This window comes from Nocardia sp. AB354 (assembly GCF_049538315.1).
Classification (GTDB): Bacteria; Actinomycetota; Actinomycetes; order Mycobacteriales; family Mycobacteriaceae; genus Nocardia; species Nocardia nova.
This window is the reverse complement of the sequence record NZ_JBMVFU010000021.1, coordinates 29626-44454: the sequence shown is the minus strand read 5'-3', so window position 1 is coordinate 44454 and position 14829 is coordinate 29626. Positions and strand designations below refer to the sequence as shown.

Annotated in this window: 2 protein-coding genes; both read left to right on the top strand. The window is 70.2% G+C overall.

Annotated features, from left to right (window positions below; all coding sequences use genetic code 11):
- The first annotated feature begins 140 nt into the window (after positions 1-140).
- On the top strand, positions 141-13784 hold the full coding sequence (locus ACPCUW_RS25980; protein WP_423427695.1) for an amino acid adenylation domain-containing protein: 13644 nt from the start codon (positions 141-143) through the stop codon (positions 13782-13784).
- Positions 13781-14770 (top strand): ATP-binding cassette domain-containing protein, encoded by a 990-nt coding sequence (locus tag ACPCUW_RS25975; protein WP_063013557.1) that lies wholly within the window; start codon positions 13781-13783, stop codon positions 14768-14770. The genes ACPCUW_RS25980 and ACPCUW_RS25975 overlap by 4 nt, the downstream gene beginning before the upstream one ends.
- Positions 14771-14829: the final 59 nt, after the last annotated feature.

The window sequence follows — 14829 nt, the reverse complement described above, 5'->3', positions numbered from 1 at the left end:
ATCACGACATCGTTACCAGTCCGGCCGCAACAGGGCTCCGAATCATAGGGCGTGGATCACGTCCTCCCGCTGGCGCGCGCTTTTCCGCTCGCGGACGGGGACCGGGGAGTTGCGTATACAGCGGCAGAACGGAGTGTTTGATGAGTTCATTGGCCACCGATCGTGTCGACCAATGTGCTTCCGGCGAATTCTCAGCACAACCCTTCGCTCTGTCACCGGCGCAAACCGCCCTGTGGTACGCGCAGCGGATTCGACCCGATGTGCCACTGACCATCGCGCAATACGTGGACATTCACGGTGATCTCGACGTGGGCCGGCTGCTCTACTCCATCGAGCGGTTCGGCGCGGAATCCCAGGTGGGCCAGCTGCGCGTCGTGGAAATCGACGGTGTGCCGCAGCAGGTAGTGGATTCGGCGCATCGGCCCGGCTGGGCCCGGATAGACCTGCGCCAGGAACCCGATCCGCGCGCGGCGGCGCTGCGATGGATGAACGAGCACGCCAGCAGCCCGATCGATATCGAACACGAGCCGTTGACCATCAACGTCGTCCTGCGCCTCGGTGACCAGGACTACATCTGGTACTGCCGCGCTCACCACATCGTCATCGACGGCTACGGCGCCATGAACGCGCTCACCCGCACCGCCGAGATCTACACCGCGCTGGAGAAACACACCGAGCCGTCGGTCTCGCGGGCCGCCTCGCTGGCCGAGATCTACGCCGGGGAGTCGCAGTACCGGGAGTCGAGCCGCTACCGCGCCGACCGGGAGTACTGGCGGGAGCAGCTCGCAGGGGTGGGCGAGCCCCTGACCCTGTCGTCGTCGGGGATCGCCTCGTCCACGCCGGATCCCGGCCGGCGCATCGCCGCGGCCGTGCTCGACGCCGAGACCGAAGCCGAACTCGCTACCGCCGCAACCACTTTCGCTACGCAGAACTCCGCGCTGGTGGTCGCGGCGCTGGCCGGGTACGTGCGCGCGGTGACCGGCACCTCCGATGTGGTGCTGAGCCTGCCGATGTCGGCGCGGACCACGGTCGCGCTGCGCCGCTCCGCGGGTGTCGTGTCGAACGTGGTGCCCATCCGGGTGCGATTCGATGCCGGCACCACGGTTTCCGACGTGGTCAAGGCCACCGAACTGCAGATCACCGGCGCCCTGCGGCACCAGCGTTACCGCCACGACGACATCAGACGCGACTGCGGTTATTCACGCGATGCCCGCGGCTTCTTCGGGCCGATGGTCAACATCATGCTGTTCCACAGCGAATTGAACTTCGGCAGCTTCGTCGGCTCGTTGAACGTGCTGTCGACCGGACCGGTCGAGGATCTGTCGATCAACCTCTACAACGGCGAGGGCGGGCGCATCCACGTCGATTTCGAGGCCAACCCGCAGCTCTACGGCACGGCCGAACTGGCGCGCCACCACGAGCGGTTCCTCGGCTACCTGAACCGCTTTGTGACCGCCGATCCGGCCGATCCGGTCGCGGCGGTGCCGGTGATCACCGACGCCGAACGCGACGAGGTGCTGCGGCAGTGGAATGCGACCGCGGTACCGGAGCGGCCGGGCACGCTCGCCGACCTGTTCGGCACGCAGGCGCGGGCGACGCCGGATGCGATCGCAGTCGAATTCGACGGCGACACACTGACTTACGAACAGCTACGGCAGCGTGCGGACCGGCTGGCCCGCATGCTGATCGCCCGCGGTGCCGGACCCGACACGGTTGTGGGCCTGGCCATGCGGCGCAGCCTCGACCTGGTGGTCGGCATGTACGCGATCGTGCGTGCGGGGGCGGCCTATCTGCCGATCGATCCCGATCATCCGGCCGAGCGCACCGCGCACATCCTCGAACAGGCCGCGCCGCTGTGCGTGCTGACCGCGGCCCGGGACGAGGTGGACTTCCCCGCATCGGTCGCGGTGATCGACGTTCAGGAACTCGGCACCGACGAGTCCGGCGCCGAACCGCCGATCACCGACGCCGACCGGCGCGCACCCCTGCGCCGCGACCACCTGGCCTACGTGATCTTCACCTCCGGCTCGACCGGTAAACCCAAGGGCGTCGGCATCACCCACGCCGCCATCGTGAACCGCCTGGCGTGGATGCAGCACCGGTATCCACTCGACGACAGCGACACCGTCCTGCAGAAGACTCCCGCGACCTTCGATGTGTCGGTGTGGGAGTTCTTCTGGCCGTTGCAGATCGGCGCGCGGCTGGTGATCGCCGCGCCGGACGGCCACCGCGATCCGGCCTATCTCGCGCGGATCATCGCCGAAAAGAACGTGACCACTGCCCATTTCGTGCCGTCGATGCTGTCGGTCTTCGTCACCGACACCGACGTGCGCGGCTGCGGCGGACTGCGCCGGGTGTTCTGCAGCGGTGAGGCGCTGCCGGCTGCGACCGTCCGCGATTTTCACGCCACGGTTCCCGGTGCGCGACGGTCCGGATCGGCGGCATCGGCCGGTGGGGCGCAGCTGCACAACCTGTACGGGCCCACCGAGGCGGCCGTCGACGTCACCTACTGGGCGTGCGCGCCGGAGAACGACGTCATCCCGATCGGCGCGCCGGTGTGGAACACCCAGGTCTACGTCCTCGACGAGACCTTGCGGCCGGTCGCGCCCGGCGTGGTCGGCGAATTGTACCTGGCCGGCGTGCAGCTGGCCCGCGGCTATCTGGGCCGGCCCGGCCTGACCGCGGATCGCTTCGTGGCCAATCCGTTCACCCCCGGCACGCGCATGTATCGCACCGGCGACCTGGTGCGCTGGCGGATGGATCCGATCCCGCCCGCCACCGGTGCCGACCGGTTGCCCGCGGCCCTGGAATATCTGGGACGCAGTGACTTTCAGGTGAAGATCCGCGGGCAGCGGATCGAGCTGGGCGAGGTCGAGGCGGCGCTGCTGGCCGACGAGCGGATCGCCCGCGCGGTCTGCGTCGCCCACACCACCCCGGCCGGTGACGAACTGGTCGGTTACGTGGTGGCCGCACCGGGACACACCGTCGACAGCACCGCGCTGATCGCCGACCTGCGCGGCGTCCTGCCCGGGTACATGGTGCCGACGGTGGTCGTCGTGCTGGACGAATTGCCGTTGAGCGCCAACGGAAAGATCGACCGCAAGGCGCTGCCCGCACCGGAGGCGCCCGCGCGCCGCGGTGGCGACGGCATCGTCGAACCGCGCACGGCCACCGAACGTCAACTGGCCGCCCTCGTCACCGAGGTCCTCGGCGGTGCGAGCCTCGGCGTCGAGGACAGCTTCTTCGACCTCGGCGGCAATTCGCTGTCGGCCGCCCGGGCCGTGGCCCGGATCAACGCCGCCTTCGGTTCCGGACTGACCATCCGGGATCTGTTCGAGTCGCCGACGGTCGCCCAGCTCGCCGAACGGATCGGCGCGCACGGCGTCGACCGGTCCTCCCCGAAACTGGTGGCCGGCCCACGGCCGCAACGCATTCCGCTCTCGCTCGCTCAGCAGCGGCTGTGGATCCTCAACCGCTTCGCCGAACACGCCGGCGCCTACAACATGCCGCTGGCCGTCGAGCTGAGCGGACCGCTCGAGGTCGAGGTGCTGCGCGCCGCGCTGCTCGATGTGCTCGACCGGCACGAGAGCCTGCGCACCACCTTCCCCGATTCGCCGACCGGCCCGGTCCAGGTGATCCACCCGGCCGCCGAAATCCCGCTGAACCTCGAGCCGATCGACACCACCGGTGCCGACGCGCTGGCCCTGGCCACCGAATACGCCGGATACGGCTTCGATCTGCGCAGTCAGGCGCCGATCCGGGTGGCGCTGTATGCGACCGGGCCCGACGAACACATCTTCCTGGTGGTCCTGCACCACATCTGCGGCGACGGCTGGTCGGTGGCGCCGCTGGCCCGCGATCTGATGGGTGCGGTCGCCGCGCGGACCACGGGGCAGGCACCGCAGTGGGCGCCGCTGCCGGTGCAGTACGCCGATTTCGCCCTGTGGCAGCGCGAACTGCTGGGGGACGAGACCGACCCCACCAGCGCGCTGGCGCGGCAGCTGGCCTACTGGCGCACCGCCCTGGCCGACCTCCCCGATCAGCTGGACCTTCCGCTCGATCGCCCGCGCCCGCGTCAGCGCGACACCGCCGGTGGCCGAGTTGAATTCACGATTCCGGCCGAAACCCGCCGCGCGGTGGCCGCGGTTGCGGCCGAGCGCGGCGTCAGCACGTTCATGATCATGCATGCCGCCCTGGCGAGCCTGCTCTCACGCCTGTGCGGCACCGCCGATATCGCCATCGGCACTCCGATCGCGGGCCGCTCCGATCCGGCGCTCGACGACCTGGTCGGCATGTTCGTCAACACCCTGGTGCTGCGCACCGAGGTGGACCCCGCCACCGGATTCGATCGCATGCTCGACCGCGTCCGTGAAACCGACCTCGACGCCTTCGCCAACGCCGATGTGCCGTTCGAGCGGCTGGTCGAGGTCGTCAACCCCTCTCGCGACGCGGGCCGGCATCCGCTGTTCCAGGTGATGCTCTCCTACGAGAACAACCCCGAACTGCGGGTCGACCTGCCCGGTCTCAGCGCGCGGGTGCTGCCGATGGATGTCGGCGTCGCGAAATTCGATCTGCAACTGATCGTCCACGACAGCGATGCCGCCGACGCCGAGGACGGCCCGCTGACCGCCGAATTCGGTTATGCCGCCGACGTTTTCGACCACTCCACGGTCGAGTCGGTGGCGCGGCGTTTCGTCCGGCTGCTCGATGCCGCGGTCGGCGCGCCGGAGACCCCGGTCGGTGATCTGCCGATTCTCGACGCGCGGGAGGTCGGCAAACTGGTGCCGATCGCGGGCGCGCCCGGCGTGCCACCGCTGAGCCTGGCGCGGCTGCTGCACGAAACCGCGGAACGGGTCCCGGAGCTGGTGGCGGTCCGATACCGGGGCCGCGACACCACCTACCGGGAGCTCGACGAGGCCTCCAACCGGCTGGCCCGGGTGCTGATCGAACACGGTGCCGGCCCCGAGGTGGTGGTCGCGATCGCGCTGCCGCGCAGCCTGGCCTCGATCACCGCGATCTGGGCGGTCGCCAAGACCGGTGCCGCCTATGTGCCGGTCGACCCCGGCTACCCCGCCGAACGTATCGAGCACATGCTCGCCGATTCCGGTGCGATGCTCGGCGTGACCGACGCCCGCAGCCACGCCGCCATGCCGGAGCGTCCGATGCATCGCGGGCGCCACCGCAAACAGGGCGCCGACTGGCTGCTGATGGATTCGGGCGTCCTCACCGACGCTCTCGCGCGGGTCTCGTCCGCGCCGATAACCAACCGGGATCGCCCACTGCCGCTGCGTATTTCGCATCCGGCGTATCTGATCTACACCTCCGGCTCGACCGGCCGGCCCAAGGCGGTCGTGGTCACCCACGGCGGTATCGCCTCGCTGGCGCACGAGCAGATGCACCTGTTCCGGGTCAGCGACACGGCGCGCACGCTGCACTTCTCTTCGCCCTCGTTCGACGCCTCGGTGCTCGAACTGCTGCTGGGCTTCGCCGCGGGCGCCACCATCGTGGTCGCGCCGGCCGGACTCTACGGTGGCGCCGAGCTCGCGCGGCTGCTGCGCGACGAGCGGATCACCCACGCGTTCATCACCCCGGCCGCGCTGGCGACCGTATCCCCGGACGGCCTCGACGATCTCGAGGCCGTCATCGTCGGCGGTGACGCATGCCCCGAGGATCTGGTCCGCACCTGGACCGCCGGGCGGCGCATGCACAACATGTACGGCCCCTCCGAGGCCACCGTCGCCGCCACCGCCAGCGATCCGATGGTCGCGGGCCGTCCCGTCCCCATCGGCAAGCCGGTGCGTGGGATGCGATTGTTCATCCTGGACAACCGGTTGCGTCCGGTTCCGCCCGGTGTCGCGGGGGAGTTGTACATCTCCGGACCCGGCCTGGCGCGCGGCTATCTGGGCCGCCACGGCCTGACCGCCGCCCGGTTCCCGGCGAATCCGCACGGTCGCCGCGGCGAGCGCATGTACCGCACCGGCGATCTGGTGACGACCGACGGCAACGGTGTGTTGCGCTTCCTGGGCCGCGCCGACGATCAGGTGAAGATCCGCGGCTTCCGCATCGAACTGCGCGAAATCGACCATGTGCTGCGTGCGCATCCGGGTGTGCGGTTCGCGATGACCGTCGTGCACACCGGTGAGCACGGTGCCGCCCGGCTGGCCTCCTATCTGGCCGCCGACACCGAGATCGATCCGGCCGAGGTGCTCGAGACCGCGCGCCGCCACCTGCCCGCCTATATGGTTCCCGCGGCGATCACGGTGCTGGACCGGGTGCCGGTGACTCCGGCGGGCAAGGTCGACCGTAAGGCGCTGCCCGCGCCGGTCTTCACCTCCGCCGGACCGTCCCGGGCGCCGGAGTCGGAACTGGAACAGCGGGTCGCGCAGGTCTTCGCCACGGTGCTCGGCCACGCCGTACCGGGCGCCGAGGACAGCTTCTTCGACGCCGGCGGCAACTCGCTGCTGGCCACGCGGCTCACCGCCGCACTGCACACCGAATTCGGCGTCGAACTGCCGGTCCGGGCCATTTTCGAAACGCCCACCGTGGCCGGTGTCGCGGCGCACCTGGAACACGCGCCGCGCACGAACCGGGTGGCGCTGACGCGGTACGACCCACGCCCCGGCCGGATTCCGCTGTCGCTGCCGCAGCAGCGGATGTGGTTCCTGAACCGCTACGCGCCCGAATCCAGTGCCTACAACATCGCTTTCGCGTTGCGCATCGACGGTGATCCGGATCTGCCCGCTCTGCGTGCCGCGGTGGCCGATCTGGTCGACCGGCACGAGGTGCTACGCACGATCTTCCCCGAGGATCAGGCCGGTCCGTACCAATTGGTCCTCGACTCCGACCGCTGCCTGCCGGTGCTGGAACCCGTGGTGACCGACGATCACGGCGCTCGGGTGGCGCTGCGCGGCCTCGCCCAACGCGGATTCGATCTCACCCGGGAGATTCCGTTGCGAATGACTGTGCTGCGCACCGGGATTCGCACCTATCAGCTGGGCATCGTGGTCCATCACATCGCCGCGGACGGCTGGTCGCTGGGACCGCTCACCACCGATCTGATGGTCGCCTACACCGCGCGCCGCGGCGGGGCGGCTCCCGCCTGGGCGCCGCTGCCGGTGCAGTACGCCGATTTCAGTCTGTGGCAACGCGAATGCCTCGGCGACGAATCCGATCCGGCCAGCGCCGCGGCCGTGCAGCTGCGGTTCTGGCGCGAAACCCTCGAGGGCCTGCCGGAGGAGCTGCCGCTGCCCTACGACCGGCCGCGCCCGGCCGAGCCGACCAATAGCGCCGGCACCGTGCGGATCCGGATGCCGGAAGAGGTGCGGGAGCGGCTCGAGGAGCTGGCCCGCGCGCAGGGCGTGAGCCTGTTCATGGTGTTGCGCTCGGCGCTGGCGGTGGTGCTGCGCGTCGTCACCGGCGGCCGCGACATCGTCATCGGCACGCCGGTGGCCGGGCGGGGCGACACCCGCCTCGACGACCTGGTCGGCATGTTCGTCAACACCCTGATGCTGCGTTCGGATGTCGACCCCGACCACACCTTCGCCGATCAGCTGCGCGCCGACCGTGACGGTGAACTCTCCGCCATGTCGCACGCGGAACTGCCGTTCGAGCGCATCGTCGAGGAACTCGGCCGCGCCAACGGCGGACGGCGGCCGCTGCTGCAGGTCGCGCTTACCGTGCAGGACACCACGCCGCCGGCCCTGGAATTGCCCGGCCTGCGGTTGCGCGCGGAGGAACTCGACATCGCGGTGGCCAAGTTCGATCTGGAACTGCGGGTGCCCGCCGATACCCGGGACCTCGAAATGGTCTACGCCGCGGAACTTTTCGACGAGGACACGGTGCGCACGCTGGCCGAGCGGCTGCTGCTGGTGCTGGAGTCGGTCAGCGCCGATGCGCGGATTCCGGTGCGCGACATCGACGCCCGCACCGACGTCGAACGCATGGAGTTCACCCCGCGCCGCGGCCCGGCCGCCACCCCGCAGTGCAGCCTGGCGAACTACTTCACCGCCACCGCGCACCTGCATCCGCACCGCACCGCGATCCGCAGCGGAGACGACGAGCTCAGCTACGCCGAGTTGGAGCGCTGTTCGAATCGGCTCGCCCGCGCCCTCATCGCTCGCGGCGTCGGCAGCGGCGACCGGGTGGCCATCGGGCTGACCCGCTCGATCGAATCGGTGGCCGCCGCCTTGGCCGTCACCAAATCGGGTGCCGCGTTCGTCCCCGTCGATCCGAATTATCCGGCCGACCGCGTCCGGCACATGCTCACCGATTCCGGATGTGCGATCGGACTGTCGGTGACCGCCCACCGGGATCGGCTGATCCGTGCCACCGCGGGCAACGGCTCGGGGCCGGCCACCGAGTGGTTGCTGCTCGACGACCCGGTGCTGTGCGCCGAACTCGACGCCCAGGACGAGCGCACGATCACCGGTGGCGAACGGCTGCGCACGGCGTGGACGACCGATCTGGCCTACCTGATCTACACCTCCGGTTCGACCGGAAAGCCCAAGGGCGTGGCCGTCACCCACGCCGGACTGTCGAACTTCGCCGACGAGATCCGCGAACGGATGCGCGTCGACCGTGACGCCCGCACCCTGCACTTCGCGAGCCCGAGTTTCGATGCGGCGATGCTGGATCTGCTGCTGACGATCGGCGCGGGCGCCACCATGGTGATCTGCCCGCCCGATATCTACGGCGGCGACGAGCTGGCCGCGCTGATGGATCGCGAACGCATCAGCCACACCTTCATGACCACCTCCGCACTGGCCACCATCGACCACCGGCGCTGGCCGCTGCCACATCTGCGCTCGATCATGGTCGGCGGCGAAGCGCTCGGCACGGATCTGATCGAGCGGTGGGCGCCGGGCCGGATGCTGTTCAACGGCTACGGGCCGACCGAGACGACCATCGTGGTCACGATCGCGGGTCCGCTCGCAATCGGCGACCAGGTGACCATCGGCTCGCTGGTGCGCGGGGTGCATGCGGTCGTGCTCGACGAGCGGCTGCGGCCCGTCCCGGTCGGCGTCCCGGGCGAGTTGTATCTCGGTGGCCAGTCGGTCGCGCGCGGCTACTTCGAGCGCCCCGACCTCAGCGCGGCGCGATTCGTCGCCGACCCGTACGGACCGGACGGCGCGCGCATGTACCGCACCGGCGATGTGGTGCGGTGGCGCGCCGACGGCGAGATCGTCTACCTCGGCCGCAGCGACCACCAGGTGAAACTGCGTGGTTTCCGTATCGAACTCGGTGAGATCACCGAGGTGCTGGCCGCGCACCCGGCGCTGCGTTTCGCCCACACCGAGGTGCGCACGATCGCCGGCACACCGCGGATCGTGTCCTATGTGCTGCCCGCCGAGCCCGGCGCCGAACTCGATGTGGAGGCGTTGCGAGACCATGTGGCCGCGCATCTGCCGGCGCATATGGTGCCCAGCAGCGTCACCGTGCTGGAGCGGATTCCGCTGACCCCGGTCGGCAAACTCGACCGGGACGCGCTGCCGGAACCGCAGCAGATCACCACCACGGCGCGGGAACCGCGCACCGATACCGAACGTCTGGTCGCGCACGTGATGGCCGAGCTGATCGGCGCCGAATCCGTCGGCGCCGACGACAACTTCTTCGAGATCGGCGGAAACTCGCTGCTGGCAACGCAATTGGTGGCCCGGCTCAGCGATGCCACCGGGGTGCGGGTGCAGGTGCGTTCGGTCTTCGGCGCCCCGACCGTCGCCGAACTCGCCGCCCTGCTCGACGGCGGCGCCCGCGACGGCGGCCACGGCCCCGCTCTGACGCGGCGCGAGCGCCCCGCCCGGGTGCCGCTCTCGGCGGCGCAGCGGAGGCTGTGGTTCCTCAACCGGTTCAACGCCTCCTCGGCCGAGGATCTGTCCGGCGTCTACAACGTGCCGGTCGCTTTGCGCATGCACGGCGCGTTGGATGTGGCGGCGTTGCACGCGGCCCTGCATGCGGTGCAGCGGCGTCACGAAACGCTGCGCACGGTCTTCCCGGAGGTCGACGGCGAGCCCCACCAGCGGGTGCTCGCCCCCGGCGAGGCCGCGGTGGCGCTACCGGTGGTAGACGTCGACGAGGGCGAAATCACCGGCGCCGTACGGACTTTCGCGGCGGCCGGATTCGATCTCGCCTCCACCGCACCGCTGCGCGCGCAGCTGCTGCGGATCGCCGCCGACGATCACGTCCTGGTGCTGGTGGTCCACCACATCGCGATGGACGGCTGGTCGCTGGAGCCGCTGGCCGCCGATATCGCCGGTGCGTACCGGTCGTATGCGGCCGGGTCGGCGCCGGAATGGGCCGAGTTGCCCGTCCAGTACGCCGATTACACGCTGTGGCTGCAGGACACCCTGGGCGCCGAGGACGATCCGGAATCGCCGATCAGCCGCCAGCTCGACTACTGGCGCGAGGCACTGAGCGGCATTCCCGAACTGCTGCCGCTGCCCACCGACCGGCGTCGCCCGGCGACGCCGAGCTATCGCGGGGGCACGGTGGACTGCGTCCTCGATGCCGTCACCCATCGCGAACTGCAGGCCATCGCCGCCCGCCACGGCGTCACCATGTTCATGGTCCTGCACGCCGCGCTGGCCTCGCTCCTGCACCGGATCAGCGCCGAGCACGACATCACCGTCGGCACCCCGATCGCCGGACGCGGGCAGCAGGCCCTCGACGCGATGGTCGGCATGTTCGTCGGCACGCTGGTGCTGCGCACGCCGGTCAGCGGCGCACAGACCTTCGCGGATCTGCTGCGGGCGGTCCGCGACACCGACCTCGAGGCGTTCGCGCATGCGGATGTGCCGTTCGAGCGGCTGGTCGAGGTGCTCAATCCGGCGCGCTCGCAGGCGCATCACCCGATGTTCCAGGTGATGCTGTCGGTGCGCAATCAGCCGGTGCGCAGCCTGGAGCTGCCCGAGCTGACGATCGAGGCGTGCGACGCCGATCCGGGGATCGCGAAATTCGATCTGCAATTCACCCTCACCGAATCGTGGACAGAGCAGCGGGAACCGGCCGGGATCACCGTCTCGGTGAATTTCGCCCGCGACCTGTTCGACGACACCAGCGCCGCTCGCCTCGGCGCCCGCTTCGCCCGGCTGCTGCAGGCGGCGGCCGCGAACCCGGAACTGCCGGTGGGCGATCTGGAGCTGCTCGACCCCACCGAATGGTCGACGCTGGCGCCCGTGCGAGGTGCGCTCGCCGGCCGTCCGGGGACGCTGCCCGAGGTCTTCGCCGCCGCGGTGGCCGCCGATCCGCGGGCGATCGCCCTGCGCACCGAAGACGCCGAGATCAGCTACGGTGCGCTGGACCGGTGGACCAACCGCCTGGCCCGGGTGCTGATCTCCCTCGGGGTCGGACCGGAAATGCTTGTCGCCGTGGGTATTCCGCGGTCGATGGAGTCGGTGGCGACGACCCTGGCGGTGGCCAAGGCCGGTGCGGCGTTCGTGCCGGTGGACCCGAACTATCCCGAACACCGCATCGCCCACATGCTCACCGATTCCGGTGCCACCCTGGGCATTACGCTCGCCGCGCACCGCGAGCGGATGCCCGCGGGCGCCGAATGGATGGACCTGGACGGACCGGACCTGCAGGAGCACGTGCTGCGCGCCTCCGAGGCGCCGATCGCCCCGGCGGAGCGGCGGGGCCGGTTGCGGATCGAGAACCCGGCCTACGTCATCTACACCTCCGGTTCGACCGGCACCCCCAAGGGAGTGGTGGTCACCCACGGCGGTCTGTCGAACTTCGCCGCCGAAACCGCCGAGCGGTTCGACGTGCGGCCCGGCAGCCGGGTGCTGCACTTCGCCACCCCGAGCTTCGACGCGGCGATGCTCGATCTGCTGTTCGCCCTGGGCGGGGCGGCGACACTGGTCATCGCCCCGACCGGGCTCTACGGCGGTGCGGAGCTCGCCCGGCTGCTGGCCGAAGAGGACATCACCCACGCGTTCATCACCACCGCCGCGCTCGGCACGGTGGACCCGGCCGGACTCGACTCGTTCCGGCACGTACTCGTCGGTGGCGAGGCGCTGCCGCCGGAGCTGGTGGCGCGGTGGGCGCCCGGCCGGAACCTGCACAACGTGTACGGCCCGACCGAGACGACCATCGTGACGCTGATGGCCCCGCCGATCGCGCCGGGTGCGCCGATCACCATCGGCGAACCGATTCGCGGTGTGCACGCGGCGGTCCTGGACCCGCGGCTGCATCCGACCCCGGCCGGCGTCGTCGGCGAGCTGTACCTGTCGGGTCCGGCGCTGGCGCGCGGGTACCACAACCGCACCGGGCTCAGCGCCGGGCGGTTCGTGGCCAACCCGTTCGGCAAGCCCGGCGAACGCATGTACCGCACCGGCGATCTGGTGCGCTGGGTGCAGCGCGGTGGCCGCTTCGAACTCGAGTACGTGGGCCGCACCGACCACCAGGTCAAGATTCGCGGCTTCCGCATCGAACTCGGCGAGATCGACGCCGCACTGCACCGCCACGCCCAGGTCGAGTGGTCCACCACGATCGGTCACCGGACCGCCGCGGGCGCCACCGCGCTGGTGTCGTATGTGAAGCCGCGCACCGGCACCGATCCGACGCCGGCGCAGTTGCGCGCCCATGTGGCCGGCCTGGTGCCGAGTTATATGGTGCCGCAATCGATCATGCTGCTGGAGTCGGTGCCGCTGAGCCCGGTGGGCAAGCTGGATCGCAAGGCGCTGCCCGAACCGGTCTTCGCCACCGAGCACGGCTACCGCGCGCCGTCGGGACCGATGGAAACGGCGGTCTGCGACGCGTTCGCCGAGGTGCTGGGAGTCGACAAGGTCGGCGTCGACGACGGGTTCTTCGATCTGGGCGGCAACTCGCTGCTGGCGACGAAGGTGGTGGCACACCTGCGTTCCGCGGGGGTCGAGATGCCGGTGCAGCTGATGTTCGCCGAATCCACCCCGGCCGGCATCGCCCGGCAGCTGGCGGCTTCCGGCGAGGATGTGCTGGCGGTCGCGATGCAGCCGTTGCTGCCGATCCGCCCCGCCGCCGAGGCCACGCTGCCGCCGCTGTTCTGCGTGCACCCGGCGATCGGCCTGTCGTGGTGCTACGCGGGCCTGCTGGCGCATCTGCCCGGCGACCGCCCGGTCTACGGGTTGCAGGCGCCGCACATCACCGGCGAGCAGGAGCACGACTCGATCCGGGCGGCCGCGAAAGACTATGTCGCGCATATGCGTTCGGTGCAGCCGGAGGGCCCGTACCATCTGCTCGGCTGGTCGCTGGGTGGTTTGATCGCCCATGAGATCGCGGTGCAGCTGCAGGAGGCGGGCCGGCAGGTGGCGCTGCTGGCGATGATGGACAGCTACCAGCTCGGCGACCGCTGGCTCGACCGGGCGATGCCGGGCGTGGCCGACATCATCGGCGAATTCGGCAGCGATCTGCTCGGCGGCGACAACGGCGTGGATCCGGGCCTGACCCTGGAGGAGGCGGCCGAGTTGCTGCGCGGCCGGCCCGGCCCGTTCGCGGCGCTGACGATGGACCACCTGCAGCGGCTCTACACCGGATACGCCAACGGCACGGTGCAGGCCAACGGATTCCGGCCGCGCGTCTTCGACGGTGATCTGCTGTTCTTCACCGCCGCCGACGACGAGGTCAACCTCGCCGATCCGGAGCGCTGCGCCGCGGCCTGGGAACCGTTCGTGACGGGTGTGATCGAGGACCGCAAACTGCGCTGCCGGCATTCCGGCATGACGACACCGGAAGCGCTGGCCGTCATCGGTCCGGTGCTGCGGCAACAACTCGAGGCCGCCGCCGGCGGCGACACGGAGGAGACGCTGTGAGTTTGGCAGTGGAAGTCACCGATCTGGTCAAGACCTACGGTAAGGCGCGGGTACTCGACGGCATCGACCTGGAGATCCCGTCGGGGACCGTGATGGGTCTGCTGGGTCCCAACGGCGCCGGTAAGACGACGACGGTCCGAATAGTCACCACCCTGTTGAAACCGACCTCCGGCAATGTCCGGGTCGCCGGGGTCGACGTGGTGCATCATCCGGCGCGGGTGCGCACCCGGATCGGGCTTTCGGGGCAGTACGCCGCGGTCGACGAGAATCTGTCCGGATTCGAGAACCTGCGGATGGTGGCCCGGCTGTACGGCATGGACCACAAGAAGTCCGCCGAGCGCGCGACCGAACTGCTCTCGGCGCTGGGGTTGGAACATGCGGCCGGGCGGCGTGCGGGCACCTACTCCGGCGGTATGGCCCGCCGCCTGGACCTCGCGGGGGCGCTGGTGGCCCGGCCCACGGTGGTGGTGCTCGACGAGCCGACCACCGGCCTGGACCCGCGCGGCCGGCTCGACATGTGGAAGGTGATCGGCGATCTGGTCGACGACGGCACCACCGTGCTGCTGACCACCCAGTATCTGGAGGAGGCCGATCAGCTGGCCGACCGGATCACGGTGATCGACAAGGGCCGCGTGATCGCGCGCGGCTCCGCCGACGAACTGAAGACCTCGATCGGCGGCGACCGGCTCACCGTGACTCTGGCCGAGGGGCAGGATCCGGGCCCGGCCAAATCCGTGCTGAGCGAGGTCGGCCTCGGCGAGCCGATCCACGAGCCGGGAGCCGATCACGTCTCGATCGTGGTCGGCGACGGCACCCGGACCATGGTCGAAGCCCTGCGCCGGCTCGACGACGCGGGGGTGTGTGTGGTGGATGCGGAGGTGACCCGGCCGAGCCTCGACGATGTGTTCCTGTCGCTGACCGGCACGCCCGCAGAGCCGATCGAGGAATCCGAAACCGAAGACGTAGCAGAGGAGATCATGTCGTGAGTACCGTCGAAGCGGCGGTCGCCGAATCGGAGACGGCGGCAGAACCCACGCAGACCGAC

Excerpts from the sequence above, each read along its gene's own strand:
- ACPCUW_RS25980 (WP_423427695.1), top strand. The coding sequence starts at position 141 with ATGAGTTCATTGGCCACCGATCGTGTCGACCAATGTGCTTCCGGCGAA.